This is a genomic window from Metallococcus carri (genome assembly GCF_011440275.1).
GTDB classification, from domain to species: Bacteria; Actinomycetota; Actinomycetes; order Actinomycetales; family Dermatophilaceae; genus Metallococcus; species Metallococcus carri.
Genome location: NZ_JAAOIV010000006.1, coordinates 176361 through 199668, shown reverse-complemented (window position 1 = coordinate 199668; position 23308 = coordinate 176361). Strand labels below are relative to the sequence as shown.

Here is a 23308-nt window from a genome sequence, read left to right as displayed (position 1 = left end):
GCTCACCGGCGCAACCGCAGACCTTGCGGCGAGGTGTGAAAACCGTTGTCGGACAACGCTTTCGTCAACGGATGGTCGGTGCCCAGTGCCGGCTCGCCGTCGATCGACCGCACGGTGATGGCGCGCAACCGACCGTCGCGCACCGTCGCGGCCAGCGCGGCCGCCGCCGCGCTGAGCACCTCCCCGTCGGTCGACCAGGTCAGCACCGACCGGCCGCCGCGCTCGACATAGAGCACGAGCGCGCCGTCGTGCAGCACCACCATCGCGCCGGCCTTGCGCCCCGGACGGTGGCCACCGTCGTCGGCACGCTCGGGCCAGGGCAGCGCCGCGCCGAAGGCATTGGCCGGGTCGGCCGCGGCGAGCACGAGGGTGCGTTCGGGGTCGGGTGCGGCGCCGCCGGTGTCCCACGGGTTGCGGCGCGTGGGCGTGGTCTCCTCGCCAGGTGTGGACACCGCCGCTCGCAGCCGGTCGATGGCGCCGGCCGTGGCGAACTGGGCCGCGCCAAGCCCTTCCACGAAGTAGCCGCGTCGCACCCGGCCGCGCTCCTCAGCGGCAGCCAGCACGCGGTAGACCCCGGCATACCCGCCTGGAATCCCTTCTGCCGCAACGGAACCGCGCGTCACGACGCCATAACGATCGAGCAGCACCTCGGCGGTCGCGAGCGCGCGCTCGGTGCCCTCCGGGACAACCTCGGGCAGCAACGACCACCGCCCGACCGCACTCGGTGGACCCCCGCGACCCACACCGGAGGTGGGTCGCGACGGGCGCGCGCCGAGCGCCCCGGGCCGCCCGTAGCGGGCCCGGCGCGGACCGGCCGAGCGCACCTTGTGCGCCGCGCGACCACCGGAGACGAGCGCACGCAGCGGCGCGAGGGTGTCACCGGTGACCCGCCCGGCCCAGACCAGATCCCACAGCGCGTCGGTGATGGCTGCTTCGGAGGTGTCGGCGACGCTGTCGGCCAGGCTGCGGAAGAACCACGACCCGCCACCGGCGAGGGTGTCCAGCAGCGTCTGGTGCACCGGACCCAGGTCGGCGGTCTCGTCCGGCGGGGCCAGGGTCAACGGCGCATGCTCGGCCAGATGCAGCGAGATCCACCCATCGTCGGTGCCGAGTGAGCCGTGTCCCTGCCAGATCACCTCGCCGGTCGCCATGAGTTCGTCCAGCAGGCCCGGCGCATAACCGGACACCCGCCCGGGCAGCACCAAGGTCTCGACGGCACTCGCCGGCACCGGCGCCCCGGCCAGCTGCTCGACCGCACGAGCCACCCCGTCCAGGCCGCGCGCCCGGCCGCCGACGGAGTTCCAGCGCGGCAGGAAGGAGGCATATGCCGGGGCGGGCACCGGCTCGACCTCGGAGCGCAGCGCCGCCAGCGAGCGCCGCTTGATGACGCGCAACACCTCGACATCGCACAGGTCGAGCGCGCCGTCGCTGGTACCCGAGGGACGCAGCTCGCCCTCGACGAGGCGGCCGGCCGACACCAAACGGCGGACGGTGTCTTGCACGACAGCGCGGCCGAGACCCGACCAGGCCGCGACCTCACCGATGCTCCACGGCCCGTGGGTGCGCGCATAGCGGGCGACGAGGTCGCCGAGCGGATCGTCGGCCGGCTCGAGGAACACCGCAGGTATGCCGGGTGGCAGCGCCAGACCGAGTGCGTCCCGCAGCCGTGCGGCGTCCTCGGCCGCGGCATACCGCGGGCTGCCGGCCCAGCGCACCTCGATCAGCCGGCGAGCCGCCACCAACTCCTCGAGGGCCGTGCTCAACGCCTCGTCAGTGACCTCCGGCGCGGTGCGGGCGCGGAGCTGCTCGATCGACAGCGGGCCGAGCACGCGGGGCAGGTCGGCGATGTCGTCGGTATGCCGGGCCTGCCGCTCCGGAGACAGCCGCTGCAGGTCGGCTTCGAGGTCGGCGATGACCTGCGGGTCGAGCAGGTCGCGCAGCGAGGCGGCTTCACCGCCGAGCAGATCGGCGAGCAGGGCCGGGTCGAGCGCCAGCGCGGCGGCGCGACGTTCGGCGAGAGGTGAGTCGCCGTCATACAGGAACTGGGCGATATAGCCGAAGAGCAGGCTCTTGGCGAAGGGGGACGGCGTGGCGGTCTCCACGTGCACCAAGCGCACCCGCCGGGCCGCGAGATCGCGCATCAACGAGGTCAGGCCGGGCACGTCGAAGACGTCCTGCACGCATTCGCGGACGGCTTCGAGCACGACCGGGAAGGTGGGATAGCCGCGCGCGACCTCGAGCAGTTGGGACGCGCGCTGACGCTGCTGCCACAGGGCCTGGCGGCGGCCGGGGCGTTGCCGCGGCAGCAGCAGCGAGCGGGCCGCGCACTCGCGGAAGCGCGCGGCGAACAGCGCCGACCCGCCGATCTGCTCGGTGACCAGGGGCGCCACCTCGTCCGGGTCGAGGGTGATGGCTTCGGTCAGTTGCGCGGCGAGTGAGCCCTCGTCGAGATCGAGGTCCATCAGGCGCAGGACGATGCCGTCGTCGGCGTGCATCGCCTGCACCTCGACACCGAAGCGTTCGCGCAGGCGCGCGCCGATCGCCAGCGCCCACGGGGCGTGGACCGGCGCGCCGAAGGGGGAGTGCAGCACGATCCGCCAATCGCCGAGCTCGTCCCGGAACTGCTCGATGACGAGGGTGCGGTCGTGCGGCAGGTGACCGGTGGCGTCCTGCTGCTCGCGGATATAGGCGATCAGGTTGTCGGTGGCCCAGGCGTCGAGGCCGGCCTGCGCAACCCGCTCGCGGGCCCGCTCGTCGTCGGCGCTCCCGACCTCGCGCACGAAGGCTCCGACGGCGCGGCCCAGCTCGGCCGGGCGGCCCAGGCTGTCGCCGCGCCAGAACGGCAACCGGCCCGGCTGGCCGGGCGCCGGGGTGACGAGCACCTGGTCGTGGGTGATCTCCTCGATCCGCCAACTCGTCGTGCCAAGGGTGAAGACATCGCCGACGCGGGACTCGTAGACCATCTCCTCGTCGAGTTCGCCGACCCGGCGGCCAGGCCCGTCGCCACCAGCGAGGAAGACGCCGAAGAGGCCGCGATCAGGGATCGTGCCGCCGCTGATCACCGCCAGATGCTGAGCGCCGCGACGCGCTGACAGGGTGTCGGCGACCCGGTCCCACACGATCCGGGGCCGCAGCTCGGCGAACTCCTCGCTCGGGTAGCGGCCGGCGAGCATGTCGAGCACCGACTCCAGCACCGGCCGGGTGAGCGAGATGTATGACGCGCTCCGGCGCAGCAACGCTTCGAGGTCGCCGACGCTCCAGTCGTCCATGGCGCACATCGCGACGATCTGCTGGGCGAGCACGTCGAGGGGGTTGGCGGGGATCTTCAGTTGTTCGATCGTGCCGGCGCGCATGCCCTCGACGACGACCGCGGTCTGCACCAGGTCGCCGCGGTATTTGGGGAAGAGCACGCCGTGGGAGACCGCCCCGACCTGGTGGCCGGCCCGGCCGACCCGTTGCAATCCGCTCGCCACCGACGGCGGCGACTCGACCTGGATCACCAGGTCGACCGCGCCCATGTCGATGCCGAGCTCGAGCGAGGAGGTCGCCACGACCGCCGGCAACCGGCCGGCCTTGAGGGCGTCCTCGATGTCGGCGCGTTGCTCCTTGCTCACCGAGCCGTGGTGAGCTCGGGCGAGCACCGGCGGCGCGCCGCGCGAGGCTCCCGACTGGGCCATCAGCTGAGCCGGTGAGGTGTCTTCGGGCAGCGGCTCGTCGAGGCGCTCGGCCCAGATCTCGTTGAGCCGGGCGGTGAGGCGCTCGGCGAGACGGCGGGAGTTGGCGAAGACGAGGGTCGAGCGGTGCTCGGCGATCAGGTCGACGATCCGCTCCTCGACATGCGGCCAGATCGAGGCGCGCTCGCGCGGGTCGGCCGGCTCGGTCAGCGGTTGGTCGTCGGCCGAGGCGCCGAGGTCGGCCAGGTCAGGCACCGGCACGACGACGTCGAGCTGCCACTGCTTGTCGGCCGGCGGCTGCACGATCGTCACCGGACGACCACCGGTCAGATAGCGCCCGACCTCCTCGACCGGCCGCACCGTCGCCGATAGACCGATCCGTTGGGCCGGCTGGGGCAGCAAGGCATCGAGCCGGTCGAGGGAGACCGCCAGGTGGGTGCCGCGCTTGCTGCCGGCGACCGCGTGGACCTCATCGATGATGACGGTCTCGACGCCGGCCAGCGCCTCTCGCGCGGCCGAGGTCAGCAGCAGGAAGAGCGACTCCGGGGTGGTGATGAGCACGTCCGCAGGTCGCTTGGCGAAGGCCCGGCGCTCGGCCGCCGAGGTGTCGCCCGAGCGGACCGCGACCCCGACCTCCGGCTCGGGCAGCCCGAGCCTGGTCGCCGCGTGCTTGATGCCGACGAGCGGCGAGCGCAGGTTGCGCTCCACGTCGACCGCGAGCGCCTTCATCGGCGAGACATAAAGCACCCGGCAGCGGCGCATCGGATCCTCGGGCACCGGCTCCTTCGCCATCCGGTCGAGCGCCCACAAGAAGGCCGACAGCGTCTTGCCCGAGCCCGTCGGAGCCACCACGACCGTGTGCTCGCCGCGGCTGATCGCATCCCAGGCGCCCGCCTGGGCCGCGGTCGGTTCGCTGAAGGACGCGCGGAACCAGCTCGCTGTGGCGGGCGAGAAGCGCTCGAGGACATCGGTCATGGCAGCGACCAGCGTGCCACGAGGCACCGACAAAGGCCCCGCGGCCGGCATACCTGAGGGTTTGCGAGACTGGGCGGGTGCGGGTGAGCGAGTTCTGGCGGTTGGTGGAGGACGAGTTCGGCGACGCCTACGGGCGCTCGCTGGTGCGCGACCACGTGATCCAGTCGCTGGGCGAGCGGACCCCCGCGCAGGCTTTGGAGGCGGGCATCGCACCGCGGGAGGTATGGCGGGCTTTGTGTGTGGACCTGCAGGTGCCTGCGAACCGTTGGCTGGGTCGAGACTTGCCATTGCGTGAGAAGGGAGCCGAGTGATGCGCCGCCGGGTGACCGTCGAACTGACCGCGACCGTGGCCGATCGCGCGCGGCTGGTGCTGGCCCTGGTGCCCGCACGGGTGCCGGGCCTGACGATCGAGGACGAACTGCTCGTGCGCCGCGACGGAGCCGACTGCTCCGTGCGCGAGGTGCCGACCCGCCACGGCGGGGTGCTGCACGTGCTGGACGCCGAGCCGGGTGACTATGCGATCAGCTATCGCGCGGACGCCGACGGCGCGGAGACCTCGGTCGAGCAGACCGTCGCCGATCAACTCGACTACCTCACGCCGAGCCGGTATGCCGAGTCCGACGAGCTGGCCGTGCTCGCCCGCGAACGCTTCGGGACGCTGGAGGGCGCCCAGCTGGTGCTCGCCGTGCGCGACTTCGTGGCCGGGCGCACGCTCTATGTGCCGGGCGCGAGCCGCCCGACCGACGGTGCCACCCAGACCTATCTGCAGGGGGAGGGCGTCTGCCGGGATTTCGCGCATCTGGTGATCGCGCTGCTGCGCGCGCAGGATGTGCCGGCGCGGCTGGTGGCGGTCTACGCACCGGGCCTGGACCCGATGGACTTCCACGCGGTGGTCGAGGCGTATGTCGACGACACCTGGTGGGTGCTGGACGCGACCGGGCTGGCGCCGCGGCAGTCGCTGCTGCGGATCGCGACCGGGCGCGACGCCGCCGACACCTCCTTCCTGTCCAGCTATGGTGGGGCGGTGACGCTGCAGTCGATCGAGGTGTCCGCGGTGGTGGACGGGCCGTTGCCGCTGGACGACCACAGCGGGTTGCTGCTGCTGTCGCGGTAGCCGCTGGCCCGACACGCCGACACGCGGCCTCCTTCGTACGGGTGTTCGGATGGTGGCGTACGCTTTCCACAGGTGCCGAGGACCACAAGGTCTGGTCATCCACAGCGTGCGGGATGGGTTCTCCCGGACTGTCGGACCTCGCATCTAGCGTCTGACCTCATCCGCCGCGGGCACGCGGTGCGCGGACGGTCGCCGGTGGACGCGACCACGACGATCACGCAGGGAGTTGAGCTCATGGCAGTCATCGCAGGACCGGGTCACGGCGACAAGTTGAAGTCGCTGGACGCCGTCATGGCCCAGATCGAGAAGGCACACGGCAAGGGATCGGTGATGCGGCTCGGCGACGACGTTCGCCCGCCGATCGAGGTGATCCCGACCGGGGCGATCGCCCTCGATGTCGCCCTCGGCATCGGCGGCCTGCCGCGCGGCCGGGTGGTGGAGATCTACGGCCCCGAGTCCTCGGGCAAGACCACCGTCGCGCTGCACGCGGTGGCCAACGCGCAAAAGAACGGCGGCATCGCGGCGTTCATCGACGCCGAGCACGCGCTCGATCCCGAATACGCCCAGAAGCTCGGTGTCGACATCGACGCGCTCCTGGTCAGCCAGCCGGACACCGGTGAGCAGGCGCTGGAGATCGCCGACATGCTGATCCGCTCCGGCTCCCTCGACATCATCGTCATCGACTCGGTGGCGGCCCTGGTGCCGCGCGCGGAGATCGAGGGCGAGATGGGCGACAGCCACGTCGGTCTGCAGGCCCGGCTGATGAGCCAGGCGCTGCGCAAGATCACCGGTGCGCTGAACTCCACCGGCACCACCGCAATCTTCATCAACCAGTTGCGCGAGAAGATCGGGGTCATGTTCGGGTGCTTCTCCTACGGCACCCGGGTGACCCTCGCCGATGGATCGACGGAGAAGATCGGCAAGATCGTCAATCAGAAGCTTCCCGTCGAGGTGCGCACCTACGACCCCGACTCGAATCGCATCGTCAATCGTCCGGTGACCAATTGGTTCGACAACGGGCCCACCGACCGGTTCCTGCAGTTCACGGTCGAGAAGTCCGGAGGCAACGGTCGCTCTCAGTTCGCGGCCACCGAGAACCACCTCATCCGTACTCCCGGTGGATGGCGCGAGGCCGGCGAAATCATCGCGGGTGACCGGGTCATGACGAGTGAGACTGCGCGCCTCAGCGACCAGCAGTGGCAGGTGATCTTGGGTGGCTTGATGGGTGACGGTCACTTGGCTGCAAACACTCGTGATCGTCACGGCGTGCGTTTCCGGATGGGACACGGTGCCCGGCAGGTCGACTATCTCGACTGGAAGTGTTCGATGTTCGGCAACATCGGGCAGAGCCGCTCGATGCGTCCGACCGGAGCAGTCCACGTGGACCTCACGCCACTGCCGGAACTCGGCGAGCTGCGCGAGGTCGTCTACTGGGGTGACGGTAAGAAGCACATCACCGAAGATTTCTTGAAGGCACTCACACCCTTGGCCCTGGCCGTCTGGTACATGGACGACGGGTCGCTCAGCATCCGCTCGAAGGGACTGCAGCAGCGGACAGAGGGCGGCAGTGGTCGGATCGAGATCTGTGTGGAGGCATTCAGCCCGGCGAGTCGTGAGCGGGTTGCGAGCTATCTGAGGGACGTCCATGGGGTCGCCTGCGGCGTGCGCTCCAGCGGGGCCCGTGAGGTCGCTGTCCTCAGCATGACACGGGCCGGCACGGACCGCTTCCAGGAGGTCATTGCCGAGCACGTACACCCGTCGATGGCGTACAAGCTGCTGCCGCGCTATCAAGGAAAGTTCGCTACCGAGCCCGAGTTCGTCGAGCCTCGCGAGGTCTTGGTGCCGTCACGGGTGCTGGATGTGCACGTGAAGCCGCAGGCTCGCTCGATGCACCGGTTCGACATCGAAGTCGGTGGCACGCACAACTACTTCGTCGACGGGGTCATGGTGCACAACAGCCCCGAGACGACGACCGGCGGCAAGGCGCTGAAGTTCTACGCCTCGGTCCGGCTCGACGTGCGGCGCATCGAGACCCTCAAGGACGGCACCGACGCGGTCGGCAACCGCACCCGCGTCAAGGTTGTCAAGAACAAGGTGTCCCCGCCGTTCAAGCAGGCCGAGTTCGACATCCTCTACGGCCAGGGCATCTCGCGCGAGGGCGGCCTGATCGACATGGGCGTCGAGCACGGCTTCGTCCGCAAGGCCGGTGCTTGGTACACCTACGAGGGCGACCAGCTCGGCCAGGGCAAGGAGAACGCGCGGCAGTTCCTGCGCGACAACCCCGACCTGACCGAAGAGCTGGACCGCAAGATCAAGGCCAAGCTCGGCATCGGCGTCCAGCCCGAGAGCTCCGAGGGTGAGGCTAAGGACGACGAGCCGGCCGAGGCGGCGGTCGACTTCTGAGCGTGCCGACGCCACCATCACGGTCCCGGCGGGGCAGGCTCAAGGCTGTCCCGCCGGCGCCGCCGGAGGACCCGCGTCGGGACGACCGCGAGCCCGATCCGCACGACATCGCCCGCGCAATCGTGTTGCGGCAGTTGACGATGGCTCCACGCAGCCGCAAGCAACTGGAGGACAAACTCGCCGCCAAGGGGTGTGACCCGCAGGTGGCGGGCACCGTGCTGGACCGGCTGGAACAGGTCGGCCTGGTCAACGACGCGGCGTATGCCGACACCATCGTCCGCTCCCAGCAGACCGGTCGCGGCTTGGCGAAGCGGGCGCTCGGGCAGGAGCTACGGCGCAAGGGCATCGACGACGAGGTGGTCGCCGACGCTCTCGAACGCATCGACCCCGAGGACGAAGCGGACCGCGCCCGCGAGCTGGTCGCCAAGAAGCTACGGACCATGCACGGCCTGGACGCCCAGGTGCAGACCCGCCGGCTCGCGGGCATGCTCGCCCGCAAGGGATACAGCTCCTCGGTGTCCTGGCAGGTGATCCGCGAAGCCATCGCCGACGCCCCTGAGCACCAACGCGATTAGGCCCTTCGGGGGCAACCCGGGCCGATCAGCTTTTCGGTGGTCGCAACCCCAGCTCACGCCGCAACCCCGGCAGCACCCGCATCAGCCGCGGATCGGCGGCGCGCCCGGTGACCAGCGACAGCCGCAACCTGCGCGGTGTCGGGAGCGGATCCACCTGCTCGCCCTCGCGCAGGTCGAAGGCGACCGCCGAGCGCGGCAGCACCGCCAGATGTCCCCGGCGCCGGGCCATCGCGACCGTCGTCTGCAAGGTGATGCCGAGCCGGGCGGTCGCGCCCCACCGCTCTAGGTCGGCGCGCAACAGATCGCTGCGCGTGTCATAGGTCGTGAACACCACCTGCCGCTCGCGCAGCGGCAGCCGCCCGCGCCCCGCACGTGACACCCCGACCGCCCGGAAGATCACCAGCTCGTCCTCGCCCAGCGGGTGCACGACCACTCCGGTGGGCATCGGGATCTGGTCGGCGATCGCGATGACGCAGGCGTCCATCCGGCCCTCGGCGACGAGCGCGGCCAGCACGTCACCGTGGTCGGTGACCTGGTCGATCGACACCTGCGGCAACAAGGCATCCAACGCCGGGAAGAGCGACGCGGTGAGGCTGCCGAAGGTGCCCACCGTCAACGAATCCGCCTGGGAGGCGTCCCGGGCCGCGGCATACGCGCCCGCTAGGTGGCCGAGGATGTGGCGCGCCTGATCGGCGAGCGCCGAGCCTGCGGCGGTGGGGCGCGCACCGGTGGTGTCACGCTCGAAAAGCGTTGTGCCCACGGCTCTTTCGATGCGGGCAAGGCGTGCACTCGCCGATGGTTGGGCCACATGCAGCCGGCGTGCGGCGGCAGTCACCGAGCCGGTCTCGGCAATCTGCGCGATCAGCTCCAGATCATCGACCGAAGGCATGGCGCTCATAGGGTGAATCTATGACGGGTCGCTCGTCCCCGCCAGCTACCCGGCACCGGTGCGCACCGCGACAGTGATGGGGTGACTCCACGACATGACGCCGCCCTGATGCTGGGCTCCGGCTTCGTGGAGGACTTCGGCTTCCGGCTGGCCCAGGTCGCCATACCTCTCGTCGTGCTCGCCCAGACCCGCAGCGTCGCCATGGCCGGGATCGTCGGCGGCGTGGCCGGCATACCGTCGCTGCTCGCGCCGTGGTGGACGAGACGCGCCCGGCAGTGGGTCAACAGCGGGCACCGGGTCGCCCTGGTCCGGGCGTGCATGGCCGTCGGTCTCGGCCTGCTGCCGTTGCTTGCCGTGCTCGATCGGATGAACCCGGCGACTCTGGTCGCAGCCGACCTGGTGATCGGCATCTTCGAGGCACTGGCGATCCCGGGCGCGGCGGCGTTGATCGCTGAGGTGGGCGACCGCATCGGCCCTGAGCACGCGGTCACGCTGCTGACCTGGCAGGACGGCCTGCGCCGGGTGGCCATGCTCGTGGGGCCGGGTGTCGGCGCAGTGGCGGTCGGGTTCGGATCGGGTGTCACGGTCCTTGCGGTGGTCGCCGTCGTGCAGGTCGGGGCGGCGATGGCGGTCTGGCCGGTCCCGGGGACTGCCGTGCCCGACGACGAACCCCAGGAACACCCGACCATCCGGGCCAGCCTGCGCGGCCGCACCGATGTCGCTCGCGGCTGGGTCATGCGGGGAATGAGTTGCGCGACCTGGTTCGCCTTCAGCCTCGGCCTCGCCGTCCGAGGTGTCGAACTCGGGCGGCCGGGTGTGCTCTATGCGTGGGGTATGACGGGCTACGGCCTCGGGTCGCTGATCGCGACCGCGCTCGCCCCGCGCATCGTTCCCCGCTGCCCGACGCGAGCGTTGGCTCGCTTCGCGTGGTCGGTCGGTGGTCTGGCGTGGGTGGGAATGGCGTTGTGGGACAGCGAGATCGGCATCGCCACCTCCGCAGCGCTGGGTGGCGCGACGCTGGTGCTCGGCATCGCCGCGGTGAACCGGGCGATCACGACGACCTCGGCCGGTGCGACCCGGCGGACGCTGATGGGCGGCCAGGCCACGATCGTCAACGCCACAGCCTCGCTCGGGATGCTGGCCGGCGGTCCGATCCTGGCCACGCTCGGCTTCCGCACCACCCTGGTGGCGGCGGGGCTGCTCACGACGGCGACCGCGCTGGTAGCGGGCCGGCATACGGGCAACCCCGTGTCCGCAGATCGGCAGCACAGCACGTGCGGATATGCGGACGCAGGGGCGACCGACGGCCGCGTGTCCGCGGATCGGCAGCACAGCACGTGCGGATATGCGGACGCAGGGGCGACCGACGGCCGCGTGTCCGCGGATCGGCAGCACAGCACGTGCGGATATGCGGACGCAGCGGGAGCGCGCGTACCCTTGTGCGGTCATGGCCAAGACCTATGAGGTGCGCACCCACGGGTGCCAGATGAACGTGCACGACTCCGAGCGGATTGCCGGTCTGCTGGAGACGGCGGGCTTCGTCGACGCCGAATCCCTCGGCGCCGCCGACCGGCCGGAGATCCCCGACGTCGTGGTGTTCAACACCTGCGCGGTGCGCGAGAACGCCGCCGGCAAGCTCTACGGATCGCTCGGTCACATGCGTCCGCTCAAGGACGCCCACCCCGGCCTGCAGATCGCGGTCGGCGGCTGCCTCGCGCAGAAGGACCGCGCCGAGATCACCCGGCGCGCCCCCTGGGTCGACGTCGTCTTCGGCACCCACAATGTCGGAGCTCTCCCGGTGCTGCTCGAACGTGCCCGGCACAACGCCGAAGCCCAGGTGGAGATCCTGGAGTCGCTGGAGACCTTCCCCTCGACGCTGCCCACCCGGCGCGATTCGGCCTACAGCGCGTGGGTGTCCATTTCGGTCGGCTGCAACAACACCTGCACCTTCTGCATCGTCCCGTCGCTGCGCGGCAAGGAGAAGGACCGCCGGCCCGGCGACATCCTGGCCGAGATCCGCGCACTGGTGGACCAGGGCGTCGTCGAGGTCACCCTGCTCGGTCAGAACGTCAACACCTATGGCGTCGAGTTCGGTGACCGGCTGGCCTTCGGCAAGCTGCTGCGCGCGTGCGGCGAGATCGAGGGTCTGGAACGGGTGCGCTTCACCTCACCACACCCGGCGGCCTTCACCGACGACGTCATCACCGCGATGGCCGAGACGCCCAACGTGATGCCGAGCCTGCACATGCCGCTGCAGTCCGGATCGGACCGGGTGCTGCGCGCGATGAAGCGGTCCTACCGCTCGGCGAAGTTCCTCGGCATCCTCGAGCGGGTGCGCGAGCAGATCCCGCACGCGGCGATCACCACCGACATCATCGTCGGCTTCCCGGGGGAGACCGAGGAGGACTTCGCCGAGACGATGCGCGTGGTCGAGGCTGCGCGGTTCAGCTCGGCGTTCACCTTCCAATACTCCATCCGCCCCGGCACGCCCGCCGCGACGATGCCCGATCAGTTGCCGAAATCCGTTGTGCAGCAACGGTTCGACCGTTTGCTGGAGCTGCAGGAGCAGGTCTCCTGGGACGAAAACCGTGCGCTGGAGGGCCGCACCGTCGAGGTGCTCGTCGCGCCGACCGAGGGCCGGCGTGACTCTGACACCGGCCGGATGTCCGGGCGCGCCGAGGACAACCGCCTGGTGCACTTCACCGTCCCCGAGGGTGCGGAGCGGCCGCGGCCGGGCGACTTCGCCACGGTCCAGATCACGTATGCCGCGCCCCATCACCTGATCGCCGACGGTGAGGTCTTCGCGGTCCGCCGGTCGCGCGGTGGCGACGCGTGGGAGGCCCTGCAGGAGGGCCGCACCCCAGGTGCTGCCGCCAAGCCGGCCGTCTCCCTCGGTATGCCGTCCATCGGCGCACCGGCTCCGGTCGCGGTGCCGGCCTGCGACATCCGCTGAACTCCGACTACTCGCCGCGCAGGAACGCCGGCACCCGGTCCTTCGGCCGGCCGATGATCGCGCGGTCGCCGCGCACCAGCACCGGCCGCTGCATCAACGCCGGATGCTCGGCGAGCACCGTGGCGACCTGTTCGGGCGTCTCGACGTCCGTGTCGGAGAGGCCGAGCTCCTTGAATCGCGCGTCGCGACGCACCAGGTCGCCCGGAGCATCCTCGAGCTTGCCGATCAGGGCGAGCAGGTCGGCATACGACAGGGGCGTGTCGAGATAGCGGACGACCTCGACGTCAGCGCCTTCGGCGGCATCGAGTGCGGCCCGCGAGGTGGAGCAGCGGGGGTTGTGCAGCAGGGTGAACTCGGCCATGGTCCCAACCTACGGTGCGGTCCAGGCGAGCGTGAAGCGGAATCCCTCGCGGCGGCGCAGCCGCGAGCCGGGCAGCACCTCCCGTGTGGCACTGCGGATCTCGGCGATAGTCGCGCTGGGTTCCGCGACGGGGAAGGGTGCCCGGTCCAACGGCGTCCGAGCCACCCGCGGGTGCTTGACCAGGCCGATGAGCGGATTCGTCACGGCGCAGGACAGGTCCCACACGGTGTCGCTCACCGACGCCGGAGGGGCGAGCCCGACGACGAGCACCCGACCGCCAGGGGCGACGAGCTCGCGCAGTCGCAGCAGTGCGGGACGCAGCGGCAGGTGGTGCAGCACCGCGATCATCGTGACCAGATCGAACCGACCCTCGACGTCCTCGGGTCCGCTCTGCCGGACCGCGACGTTCGGCAGAGCCGCAGTTGCCAGGCGGGCGGCGCGCACCATCGCGGCGTCCGCGTCGATCGCCGTCACCTGCTCGAACCGGTCGGCCAATGCGATCGCGAGTCCGCCTGTGCCACAACCGATGTCGAGCGCCGCCCCACGTGCGGACGGCAGATGTCGCAGGATCCAACCGTGGAAGTGATCGTTGTGACTCCACGGGTGCCGTGCGTTCAGGGCGGCGAGTCCAGCGCTCACCCGGCGCAGCGCCGAGGAGTCGGTGGACCGAGGGTTGCAGCCGGGCACGGTCAGCTGCTCCGCAACAGGTCGCGGACCGCGAGGGCGTGCGTGGGCAGTGATCGGCGTCGCGCCCAGACAACGCCGATGTCGCGGGCCGTGTCCGTGCCGTCCAACGGCACGGTGACCACGCCGGCGGGGTAGTGCGGCGCGTCCTCGACGGGCAGCAGCGCGACCCCGACGCCGGCACCCACCAGGCCGGCGACGGTGCTCAACTCTTGACACTCGAACGCGATGGTGGGTTCGAAACCCGCTGCGGCACAAGCGGAATCGAGGAGCCGCCGCATGCCGTAGCCCTGCTCGAGTCCGACGAAGGTCTCACCGCGCAGGTCGGCCATCCGCAGCCGGGTCGATGCCGCGAGCGGGTGATCCCGGGGGAGGGCGAGGTGCAGATGCTGGCGCCGGATCAGTCGCCACGCGAGCGCGGCATCGGTCGGCCGCGGTGACACCACCGCCAGGTCGAGTGAACCGTCCAGCACCCGGCGCCCCATCTCGTCGGCGGCACCCTGCACCAGCTCGAAGCGCAGCCCCGGATCGCGGGTGCGAGCCCGGCCGATCAGCGCGGGCACCAGCCAGGTCCCGAAGGAGTGCAGGAAACCGAAGCGAATCACCCGCGGCTGGTCGACGCGCAGCGACTGCTCGGCCAGGGCCAGCTCGGCATCGGCCCGCCGCACGTGGTCGACATACCCACGACCCTTGTCGTTCAACGTGATTCGTCGACCCTGTCGATCGAAGAGTTGCTGGCCGAGCGAGCGCTCGAGCCGGGCGAGCATGCGGGACAACGTCGGCTGGGTCAGGCCCAGCCGATCGGCCGCGGCGGTGACGTTCTCCTCCTCGGCGAGCACCACCAGCCAGTGCACTGCATCGCGCATGGCCATCACGCTAATGCACCAACAGCATCAATCATCTGTCCGTCACGCATTTCCGCTATGACGATCGCGCGACCAGACTGGTCGCATCATGACCGACCTCGCGCAGCGCAGCCCCGCCGCCGGTTACCGGCGCGGCGAACCCGGCTACCGCCAGATCACCCTCGCGCTCTTCGCCGCCGGGATGGCGACCTTCGTCGCGATGTATGCCGCCCAGGCCGTGCTGCCCGAACTCGCCCGCGAGTTCCGCACCGGCCCGGCGACGGCAGCCCTCGCGGTGTCGGCGACGACCGGCCTGCTCGCCTTCGCGATCATCCCGGCGAGCGCGCTGTCCGAGCGGTTCGGCCGGGTCCGCACGATGGCGATCGCGGCGCTCACCTCTGCCGTCCTCGGCCTGCTCGTGCCGCTCGCGCACCACCTGCCGCTGCTGCTCGCCCTGCGTGGCCTGCAGGGCATCGCCCTCGCGGGGGTGCCCGCCACGGCGATGGCCTATCTCGCCGAGGAGGTGCACCGCGACGACCTCGGCGCCGCGATGGGTCGCTATGTCGCCGGGACGACGATCGGTGGCCTGAGCGGGCGGGTGCTCGCGTCCTTCGTGCTCGACCACACCAGCTGGCGCTGGGCGCTGGAGGCTGCGGCGCTGGCCGCCCTCGCCTTCACCGGCGCCTTTCTCGCGCAGGCTCCGCGCTCGGTCTACTTCGAGGCGAACCCGGTCGGTGTGCGGGTCACCACCGCCAATGTGCTCGACCACCTGCGCAACCCGAGACTGCTCGCGATCTATTGCACCGCCTTCCTGCTCATGGGCGGCTTCGTCGCGGTCTACAACATGCTCGGATTCCGTTTGCTGGCAAAGCCTTTCGCGTTGCCGCAGTCGGTCGTCGGCCTGGTCTTCCTGCTCTACCTGGCCGGCACGGTCTCCTCCGGTATGGCGGGCCGCCTCGCCGACCGGGTCGGCCGCAAGCGGGTGCTCGTTGTCTCCGAGGTGGTGTGTCTGGTCGGTGTCCTCATCACGCTGCCGGCCAATCTGGTGTGCGTCATCACCGGCGTACTGGTGTTCACCGCCGGCTTCTTCGGGGCGCACGCGGTGGCCAGCGGGTGGGTCGGTTCGATCGCCCACCGCCACCGAGCCGAGGCGAGCGCGCTCTATCTGTTCGCCTACTACCTCGGCAGCTCGGTGTTGGGCGCGACGGCCGGCATCGCCTACTCGGCGGCAGCCTGGAGCGGTGTCGTCGGCTATGTCGCCACCCTCGTCGTCCTCGCGCTGCTGCTTGCCGCCGTCCTGCCGCTGCTGCGTCGCCGCCACGCCCGTCGGCTAACCTGATCGCCATGTCTCGCATCCAGCAGTGGTGGCCGTCCTCGTAGGCGGCCCGACGAGACATACCCCGAGATCACTCATCGCCGCCTCTCGCAGGCGGCGATGCGCATGTGGTGCAGCAGGTCTGCGTGGGGCACGAACCCACAAGGAGCACCATGCCCGACGACAGCTTCCAGGCTGCCCAGGTCCGCAGCGACACGCTGCAAGCGCTGATCGACGACCCGTCCGCACCGGGCCGTGATCGGCTGCGCGTGCTGACCGGTGACCGGCCGACGGGACCGCTGCACATCGGCCACTATCTCGCCAGCATCCGAAACCGAATCGCCCTGCAGGACAAGGGAATCGAGTCTTTCGTCATCATCGCGGACTATCAGGTCATCACCGACCGCGACGGTGTCGGCGACATCGGCGCCAACGTGATGGGCTGTCTGCTGGACTATCTCGCCGCCGGCATCGATCCCGCCCGGACGACGATCTTCACCCACTCGGCGGTGCCCGCGCTGAACCAGTTGATGCTGCCCTTCCTCTCGCTGGTGACCGAGGCCGAACTGCGCCGCAATCCCACGGTCAAGGCCGAGCTCGAGGCGACCGACGGGCGGCCCATGTCCGGTCTGCTGCTCACCTATCCCGTGCACCAGGCATGCGACATCCTCTTCTGCCACGGCACGGTGGTGCCGGTGGGGCGCGACAACCTGCCGCATGTCGAGCAGACACGCGTCATCGCGCGCCGCTTCAACCGCAGGTATGCCGGCGGTGAGTCGGTTTTCGCCGAACCGGACGCCCTGTTGACCTCGGCGCCGCTGCTGCAGGGTGTGGACGGGCACAAGATGAGCAAGAGCCGGGGCAACACCATCCGGCTGGGTGCCACGGCGGACGAGACCGCGATGCTGATTCGCGGAGCTCGCACGGACAGTGAGCGCCGAATCACCTTCGAGCCTGACCGGCGTCCCGAGGTCGCCAACCTGCTCACCATCGCCGCGGGCTTCCGTGACCAGGACCCCGCCGCACTCGCCGACGAGATCGGTGACGGTGGCGCGGCGAAGCTGAAAGCCGTTGTGACACAAGCGATCAACGACGGTCTGGCCGAGCACCGGCGTCGACGTGCGGATCTCGCGCGCGACCCGGCATACCTGCATGCAGTGCTGCGCGAGGGCAACGAGCGCGCCACTGCGATCGCCGAGGCCACGCTCGCGACCGTGCGGGCGGTGATGGGGATGGCCTACTGATCGTCGAGTAGCCCGAGGGAGCGGAACATGTCCTCCACCGGGCCGGTGACCTCGAAGCTGACGCCGTCGTCGGTCGTGCTGCTGAGGCGGGTGCCGACCAGATCCGGGGTGACGTGGAAGAGCTCGCTGCTGATCGGCCCGGGCCGGCCGCTCGATTCGGTGCGGGAGATCGCGATCATCGCGTGGGCGGCCAGGAGCACGGATTCGTCCTGGGGGAAATGGACGAGCAGCAGGTGCCGGTTGGGCACCGCGACGAGCACGCCGTGCGGCGGAATCGCCGCACCCATCGCCCGTTCGAGCAGCGAGGGCAGCACCACCAGCCGGCTCGCGCCGAAGAAATCCTCGGCGGTGAAGACGTGGATCATCGAGTTGGGCGCATCGGTGTCCGGTGTGATCGTGTCATGCGCAGGCACGGGGAGCGCAGCCAGATTGGCCCACGCGTTGCGATAAGCCGTGTCGCGGTCGCCGCCCACCTCGGTGAGATCGCCGCTCAGCAGTTCGCGCACGACATGGGGCTCGTCGACCGCGAGGATCGCGACAATGCCGGGCAGGGGTTCGGCTGGGTCGTAGGTCACCGGGGCGGGCAGGTCCGAGGTGGCGCGCAGCCGCACGTAGACCGAGCGGGGATCGGCCGCGGTGGTCACCGAGCGGTCGAAGGAGTCCATCAGCACCCGCAGGTGACGGTCCACGGCGGCCGGCCATTCGGCATACGGGCGGCCGACGAGGGCGGTGGCGAGATTGTGCAGCCCGAGCACGGTGCCGTCGTCCAGGCGCAATGCTCCGGCGCCGACGACTCCTTCGCGGCCGCGCATGGCGAGCCGTTCGCGCACGAGCCGGGCGACCGCGGCGGCCTCGTCGACCGACAGCATCGGCAGGTGCTCGTCGCGGGGACCCTCCGGGTCGGGCTCGGGCAGAGCGGTCCGCTTGCGGCGAAAGATGCTCACGCCTCTAGTAGATCACCGCTCAGGGGGAGCGCGTCGAGTGGTGGTCGTATGCCGCCCGGCACGCCTCGCAGTCACAGGTGACGGTCTGGTGCATGGTTCGCTCGTTGCGGACCGTTCCTGGGGGCGCGAGGGGCTCCAGTCGGCCGCCAGGGGAGGTCCAGGTCGGGCGCAGCGTGGGCTCCGGGTCCGGATCGGCCGTGCCGGCGATGCAGCAGCGGCACGCGGTGTAGGCGCGTTCGCGCGACTCGTGCCAGGTCGCGTTGTGGCCGCAGGTGCGGCATTCGTGCACCAGCACACTCATGGGTCGGTCCGCACCGGCATGAGCAGGCTGACCGCGCCGTCGGAGCTGCGGATCACCAGGGGGGTGATGGGGCCGTCGAGCGCAAGAGTGGCCTGTCCGTCGGCTGCCTCGGTCGCCTCGAGCAGGAACGCGCGCTGCACCGTGACGTCGTGATCGTCGATCCGCACCAGCCCGTCGACCGCGGGAGTGGTGGTGATTTGGCCCAGCGGCTGCCCGGCGCGGTCGTCCGTCGGCAGGATCCGTGCGTAGTCGGGGAAGTCACCGTCAATCGTTGTCGCCCAACGGGTTTCGCCGTTGCTGACGGCTCGGACGGTCTCGCCAGTCAGGCTGATCGTGGTGGCCGCGGAGAGCTCGCGGAGGCCGCTGACCCACGCGGCGGGCGCGACGCACCGCCATACCCCGTCGACGTCGGCGGGCACCTCGTGCACGGCGAGCCGGTAACGGTCGGTCGCGACGGCACGCAGGCGGCCGGGTTCGGCTTCGAGCAGGACGCCGCAGAGCACCGGATGCTCGGGGTCGGTGGCGGCGGCGAAGGTGACGGCATCGAGCAGGCGGCGCAGGTCGGCTGCCGCGACGGTCGCGCTGCCGTCGCCCGGAGGAGCGAGTATGCCGTCCAGTCGGGCCGCCTCGCGCTGCGCGTCGCGCAGGCCGTCGGCGAGCCGGTCGAGGTGCTGAGCAACGACGTCGCGCACAAGATCGTGGTCGGTGATGTTTTCGACGACGGCGCGAATCTCGCTGAGCGGCAACGCGATTCGGCGCAGCGACGCAACGACGGTGGCGACGCGGATCTGCGCCGCGGCATACCGTCGATAACCGGTGCTCGGATCGACGAAGGCTGGCTCGAGCACGCCCTCCCGGTCATAGAAGCGCAGCGCGCTCACGGTCAGCCCGGAGCGGCGCGCCAGCTCCCCGATCGACAACAGGTCCGTCACGTCGCACAGCTAAGACCCTCGACCTGGTCCAGGGTCAAGCCGGTCAGTCATTCAGCAGCTCGGCCGAGGCGAGCCGAACGGGCGGCGAATCTCCTCAGCAGAGGTTCGCCGCCCGTCGTCAGTCGCCCTTCACGTTGACGATCTGCCGGAGCGTATGCCGGACCTCGACCAGGTCCGCGGCGTCCCGCATCACCACGTCGATGTCCTTGTACGCCTGCGGGATCTCGTCGATGAAGGCCGCCGTGTCTCGGTACTCGATGCCGTGCATGGCCTCCCGCAGCTGGTCCTGCGTGAAGGTCTTGCGAGCCCGGCTCCGCGAGTACTCACGACCCGCACCGTGCGGAGAGCTGTTGAGCGACAACGGATTTCCCTTGCCGACCACGACATACGACGCGGTGCCCATCGACCCCGGGATCAGCCCCGGACGGCCGAGCTCGGCGTTGATCGCGCCCTTGCGCGACAGCCACACCTCCTTGCCGAAGTGCCGCTCCCTCGCGGTGTAGTTGTGGTGGCAGTTGATCCGCTCCTGCTGCTGCACCGGCGCACCCATCCAGTGCTCCACCTGGGTGACGACGCGGTCCATCATCTCCTCCCGGTTGAGCAGGGCGTAGTGCTGCGCCCACTGCAGCTCGCGCAGGTAGTGATCGAACTCGTCCGTGCCCTCGACCAAGTAGGCAAGGTCGTTGTCCGGCAACGAGATCCACCACTTGCTGACCTGCTCCTGGGCGACCTTGATGTGGTGTCCGGCGATCCGGTTGCCCACGCCCCGCGAGCCGGAATGCAGGAACAGCCACACCCGGTCCTGCTCGTCGAGGCTGACCTCGATGAAGTGGTTGCCGGAGCCGAGCGTGCCCAGCTGCAGGTCCCACCGCTTGGCGTAGGCCGCCGGGTCGAAGCCCGCCTCGCGAGCGAGGGTGCTCAACTCGTCCAGCCGATCCTGCGTGTGCTGCCGGCTGACCTTGCGGTTGAAACCGCCGGCCGACAACGGGATCGACCGCTCGATCTGCTGCCGGAGCGTGCCGAGGTCGTCCCTCAGCTGACCGGCCGCGAACTGGGTCCGCACCGCGATCATGCCGCAGCCGATGTCCACGCCGACCGCGGCCGGGATGATCGCGCCGAGCGTCGGGATCACCGAACCCACGGTCGCGCCGCGGCCGAGGTGAGCGTCCGGCATCAGCGCGACGTGCGGGTGGATGAACGGCATCGACGCCGTCAGCTCCGCCTGCGCGCGAGTGTTGTCCTCCAGGATGCTGGCCCAGTTCAGCAGCCGGTCATTGATTCTCTCCATCTCCTTCATCCTCCTTCGGTGGGTCGCGGACATGCGAAACGCCCGGCGAACGATCGCCGGGCGTCTGGGTGGTCGTGAACGGGTCGAGCGTTCACTCCTCCTTCGGTATGCCGGCGTCCGCGCAGGGCAAGGTGCCCTCGCAGCGGTAGCTGCGGGGGTCCTTGCGCTGCGGGCTGGTCGGCACCGAAGTCATGTCCACCCGGAGAGTGTGCGCGACGAAGGGTGCTGCGCGCCAACGAATTTCGGTGGTGAGGGTGGTTCGACTCGGGCCTCGTTCCTCGGCCCTCGCTCAACCAGCGAAGAAGGACAACGCTCTACCAGCGAAGAAGGCCAGCCCTCAACCAGCGATAGGGGGCGGGATACTGGGCGTATGCCGTCCCACCCGATCGTCGCCGTCGTCGGCGCGACGGCGACCGGCAAGTCCGACCTCGCGCTGGAGCTCGCCGAGGCCCTCGACGGCGAGATCGTCAACGCCGACGCGAGCCAGCTCTATCGGGGCATGGACATCGGCACTGCGAAGCTCAAGCCCAAGCAGCGGCGCGGCATACCGCACCATCAACTCGACGTGCTGGACGTGACCCAGGAGGCGAGCGTCGCGGCATACCAACGGGATTCGCGTGCCGACCTGACTGCGATCCGCGAGCGCGGCCGCGTCCCGATCCTCGTCGGCGGTTCGGGCCTCTACCTGCGGGCCGCCCTGGACGTGCTCGAGATCCCACCGACCGACCCGGCCGTCCGGGGCCGGCTCGAGCAGGAGCTCGACGAGCGCGGCAGCCAGGCCCTGCACGCCCGGCTCGAGCAGCAGGACCCGCAGGCCGCCGCCGCGATCCTGCCCACCAACGGCCGCCGCATCGTGCGCGCGCTCGAGGTCATCGAACTCACCGGGCGCCCGTTCAGCGCGACGATGCCTCGGCGGGAGTATGCCGAACCCACCGTCACCATCGGCCTCACCGCGGACCCGGCCGCACTCGACCAACGCATCGCCGCCCGCACCGAGCAGATGTGGCGCGACGGACTCCTGGACGAAGTGAAATCCCTTGTCCCGCAAGGACTTCGCGCAGGGCGCACCGCCAGCCGGGCGATCGGCTACCAGCAAGCCCTCCAGCAACTCGACGGTGACTTCACCGAGCGGGAGGCCATCGAGCAGACCACCGCGGCCACCCGCAGGCTGGTCCGGCGGCAGGGATCGTGGTTCCGGCCGGACCCGCGCATCCACTGGCTGCCGGCCGGCGCGGCAGACCTGCGTGAGCTCGCCCTCGCGATCGTGCGCCAAGAGCAGCGACAATGAGACCCGTGACCACCATCGAGTTCAGCAAGGGCCACGGCACGCTCAACGACTTCGTGCTCGTCGAGGACGTGGAGGGGCGCCTCGACCTCGCCGACACCGACGTGCGCTTCCTCGCCGACCGCCGCGCGGGGATCGGCGGCGACGGCGTGATCCGGATCGTCCCGACGCAGCTGGCCCCGCAGGATGTGCAACAGCTCAACCCCGGCACCCGCTGGTTCATGGACTACCGCAACGCCGACGGCAGCGCCGCTGAGATGTGCGGCAACGGCACCCGCGTCTTCGCCCACTACCTGCGCACCCACGGCCTCGAGACCGCGCAGTCCTACGACATCGCCACCCGCGCCGGCACCAAGCGGATCACCGTGCTCGCCGACGACAGCTATCGCACCGACCTCGGCGGCTGGCGGCTGGCGCGCGGCGACGAGGCCGAGCAACGCGGCATGGACAGCGTCGTGCAGGTGCACGGCTTCGCCGACGCGCTCCCGGCCCTCAGCCTCGACCTCGGCAACCCGCACACCGTGGTCGCACTCCCGCTCAAGGTGGACCTGGACGCCCTCGACCTGGCCCAGGCGCCCCATGTCGACCCGCACCCCGAGCACGGCACCAATGTCGAATTCGTCCGCGCGCTTGAGCCGGGCCACATCAGCATGCGGGTGCACGAACGCGGGGTGGGGGAGACGCTCAGCTGCGGCACCGGTGCCGCCGCGGCTGCGCTGGCGACCTGGTGGTGGGCCGGCCGGCCGGCTGACCAGACCAGCTGGACCGTCGACCTGCCGGGCGGCCGCCTCGGCGTGCACTTGGATGCCGAGCGCGTCGCGCTCTCCGGTCCGGCCGCGATCGTCGCGACCGGCCGGGTCACTCTGCCCGGCTGACGTGCAGCACCCGGAACCCCTTGCCGACCGCGTGCCGCCGGGTCACCACACCGTCGAGCGTCGCGTCGATCCACTTCGCGAGCGAGTCCGCGCCGAGGTTCTTCTGCACCACGAGGTATGCCGATCCGCCCGGCGCCAGCCGGGTCAGCCAGGTCTGCATCAGTTCGTGCAGGGCCCCCTTGCCGACCCGGATCGGCGGGTTGGACCAGATCAGGTCGAAGGTCACGTCGGCCGGCACCTCATCCGGCAGCGCGGCACGAATCCCCTTGCAGCCCAAGCGTTCGGCGTTGCGGCGGGTGAGATCCAGGGCGCGCTCGTTGACGTCGACGGCATAGACCGTCGCCGCGGGTGACTGCAGCGCGAGCGAGAGCGCGATCGGCCCCCAGCCGCAGCCGAGGTCCAGGAAGGTCCCGGCGGCAGGGGGCTGGGGCGCCTCCTTGAGCAGCACCTGCGTGCCCGCATCCACATGGCCGGGGGAGAAGACCCCGGAGGCGACCTGCACGGCATACCTCGATCCGGCGAGCGAGACCTCGATCTCGCGGCGTTCGTCCGGGCTCGCGGGCTCGGCGGTGAAGTAGTGGTCGCTCACGACACCGAACGGTAGCGACGCACACCGAGGCATAAAGAAAGCGACGCACACCGAGGCATAAA

The 23308-nt window shown here is 70.5% G+C and carries 20 protein-coding genes and 2 pseudogenes; 12 read left to right on the top strand and 10 right to left on the bottom strand.

Features of this window, described 5'->3' with window-relative positions; translation table 11 throughout:
- Positions 1-2: 2 nt before the first annotated feature.
- Entirely contained in the window at positions 3-4649 is a 4647-nt protein-coding gene (locus G9U51_RS10020) for an ATP-dependent helicase (RefSeq protein WP_166196547.1), read from the bottom strand.
- 77 nt (positions 4650-4726) lie between these two features.
- On the opposite strand from G9U51_RS10020, the gene G9U51_RS10015 reads away from it, so the two are divergent.
- The 6 genes and pseudogenes from G9U51_RS10015 to G9U51_RS10000 all read left to right on the top strand — a co-directional run bounded on the left by G9U51_RS10015 (position 4727) and on the right by G9U51_RS10000 (position 8741).
- The gene (locus tag G9U51_RS10015) at positions 4727-4960 is read left to right on the top strand and encodes a DUF3046 domain-containing protein (RefSeq protein WP_166196545.1); all 234 of its coding nucleotides are present in this window, start codon (positions 4727-4729) and stop codon (positions 4958-4960) included.
- A complete protein-coding gene (locus G9U51_RS10010) occupies positions 4960-5763 on the top strand; it encodes a transglutaminase-like domain-containing protein (RefSeq protein ID WP_166196543.1) in 804 nt (267 codons plus the stop codon). The genes G9U51_RS10015 and G9U51_RS10010 overlap by 1 nt, the downstream gene beginning before the upstream one ends.
- A gap of 234 nt (positions 5764-5997) precedes the next feature.
- Positions 5998-6627: pseudogene (recA, locus tag G9U51_RS17860) on the top strand (recombinase RecA); the annotation flags it as partial.
- Positions 6619-6816 (top strand): annotated as a pseudogene (locus G9U51_RS18010) (hypothetical protein); the annotation flags it as partial. The pseudogenes recA and G9U51_RS18010, both read left to right, overlap by 9 nt.
- A gap of 108 nt (positions 6817-6924) precedes the next feature.
- Positions 6925-8166 (top strand): hypothetical protein, encoded by a 1242-nt coding sequence (locus G9U51_RS18005; RefSeq protein ID WP_407941436.1) that lies wholly within the window; start codon positions 6925-6927, stop codon positions 8164-8166.
- Positions 8167-8168: 2 nt separating this feature from the next.
- Complete coding sequence (locus G9U51_RS10000; RefSeq protein WP_328823415.1) at positions 8169-8741, top strand: regulatory protein RecX; 573 nt, start codon at positions 8169-8171, stop codon at positions 8739-8741.
- A 25-nt stretch (positions 8742-8766) separates the two neighbouring features.
- Here G9U51_RS10000 and G9U51_RS09995 read toward each other — a convergent pair whose 3' ends face one another.
- The gene (locus G9U51_RS09995; RefSeq protein WP_166196539.1) at positions 8767-9639 is read right to left on the bottom strand and encodes a LysR family transcriptional regulator; all 873 of its coding nucleotides are present in this window, start codon (positions 9637-9639) and stop codon (positions 8767-8769) included.
- A 72-nt stretch (positions 9640-9711) separates the two neighbouring features.
- Here G9U51_RS09995 and G9U51_RS09990 point away from each other — a divergent pair, with 72 nt between their 5' ends.
- Positions 9712-11094, top strand: coding sequence for an MFS transporter (locus G9U51_RS09990; protein WP_166196537.1), 1383 nt, complete (start codon positions 9712-9714; stop codon positions 11092-11094).
- On the top strand, positions 11039-12583 hold the full coding sequence (gene miaB, locus G9U51_RS09985; protein WP_166196535.1) for a tRNA (N6-isopentenyl adenosine(37)-C2)-methylthiotransferase MiaB: 1545 nt from the start codon (positions 11039-11041) through the stop codon (positions 12581-12583). The genes G9U51_RS09990 and miaB overlap by 56 nt, the downstream gene beginning before the upstream one ends.
- Positions 12584-12590: 7 nt before the next feature.
- On the opposite strand, the gene G9U51_RS09980 is transcribed toward miaB, so the two are convergent.
- Genes G9U51_RS09980 through G9U51_RS09970 form a run of 3 tightly spaced genes read right to left on the bottom strand, consistent with a single transcriptional unit; the run spans position 12591 to position 14494 of the window.
- Positions 12591-12944 (bottom strand): ArsC/Spx/MgsR family protein, encoded by a 354-nt coding sequence (locus G9U51_RS09980; protein WP_166196533.1) that lies wholly within the window; start codon positions 12942-12944, stop codon positions 12591-12593.
- Positions 12945-12953: 9 nt separating this feature from the next.
- Positions 12954-13631: a class I SAM-dependent methyltransferase gene (locus tag G9U51_RS09975; protein ID WP_328823414.1), complete on the bottom strand. Its 678-nt coding sequence runs from the start codon at positions 13629-13631 to the stop codon at positions 12954-12956.
- Between the two features lie 2 nt (positions 13632-13633).
- The gene (locus tag G9U51_RS09970; protein WP_166196531.1) at positions 13634-14494 is read right to left on the bottom strand and encodes a LysR family transcriptional regulator; all 861 of its coding nucleotides are present in this window, start codon (positions 14492-14494) and stop codon (positions 13634-13636) included.
- 88 nt (positions 14495-14582) lie between these two features.
- On the opposite strand from G9U51_RS09970, the gene G9U51_RS09965 reads away from it, so the two are divergent.
- Both G9U51_RS09965 and trpS read left to right on the top strand, forming a co-directional pair.
- Entirely contained in the window at positions 14583-15812 is a 1230-nt protein-coding gene (locus G9U51_RS09965; protein WP_166196529.1) for an MFS transporter, read from the top strand.
- A gap of 149 nt (positions 15813-15961) precedes the next feature.
- The gene (gene trpS, locus G9U51_RS09960) at positions 15962-17032 is read left to right on the top strand and encodes a tryptophan--tRNA ligase (RefSeq protein ID WP_166196527.1); all 1071 of its coding nucleotides are present in this window, start codon (positions 15962-15964) and stop codon (positions 17030-17032) included.
- On the opposite strand, the gene G9U51_RS09955 is transcribed toward trpS, so the two are convergent.
- The 4 genes from G9U51_RS09955 to G9U51_RS09940 form a co-directional block, all read right to left on the bottom strand.
- Positions 17026-17976, bottom strand: coding sequence for a hypothetical protein (locus tag G9U51_RS09955; protein WP_166196525.1), 951 nt, complete (start codon positions 17974-17976; stop codon positions 17026-17028). The genes trpS and G9U51_RS09955 overlap by 7 nt on opposite strands.
- Before the next feature lie 19 nt (positions 17977-17995).
- The gene (locus G9U51_RS09950) at positions 17996-18277 is read right to left on the bottom strand and encodes a hypothetical protein (protein ID WP_166196522.1); all 282 of its coding nucleotides are present in this window, start codon (positions 18275-18277) and stop codon (positions 17996-17998) included.
- On the bottom strand, positions 18274-19209 hold the full coding sequence (locus tag G9U51_RS09945; protein WP_166196520.1) for a DNA polymerase III subunit beta family protein: 936 nt from the start codon (positions 19207-19209) through the stop codon (positions 18274-18276). The genes G9U51_RS09950 and G9U51_RS09945 overlap by 4 nt, the downstream gene beginning before the upstream one ends.
- A 118-nt stretch (positions 19210-19327) precedes the next feature.
- Complete coding sequence (locus G9U51_RS09940; RefSeq protein WP_166196518.1) at positions 19328-20497, bottom strand: RtcB family protein; 1170 nt, start codon at positions 20495-20497, stop codon at positions 19328-19330.
- A 370-nt stretch (positions 20498-20867) separates the two neighbouring features.
- Between G9U51_RS09940 and miaA the strand changes: the two genes are divergently transcribed.
- Positions 20868-21785 (top strand): tRNA (adenosine(37)-N6)-dimethylallyltransferase MiaA, encoded by a 918-nt coding sequence (miaA, locus tag G9U51_RS09935; RefSeq protein WP_166196516.1) that lies wholly within the window; start codon positions 20868-20870, stop codon positions 21783-21785.
- Positions 21782-22657 carry a diaminopimelate epimerase gene (gene dapF / locus G9U51_RS09930; RefSeq protein ID WP_166196514.1) on the top strand — a complete coding sequence of 292 codons (876 nt, stop codon included), beginning with the start codon at positions 21782-21784 and terminating at the stop codon, positions 22655-22657. The genes miaA and dapF overlap by 4 nt, the downstream gene beginning before the upstream one ends.
- Here the strand turns inward: dapF and G9U51_RS09925 are convergent.
- Positions 22641-23279, bottom strand: a complete 639-nt coding sequence (locus G9U51_RS09925) for a class I SAM-dependent methyltransferase (RefSeq protein WP_166196512.1) — start codon at positions 23277-23279, stop codon at positions 22641-22643. The genes dapF and G9U51_RS09925 overlap by 17 nt on opposite strands.
- Positions 23280-23308 lie beyond the last annotated feature (29 nt).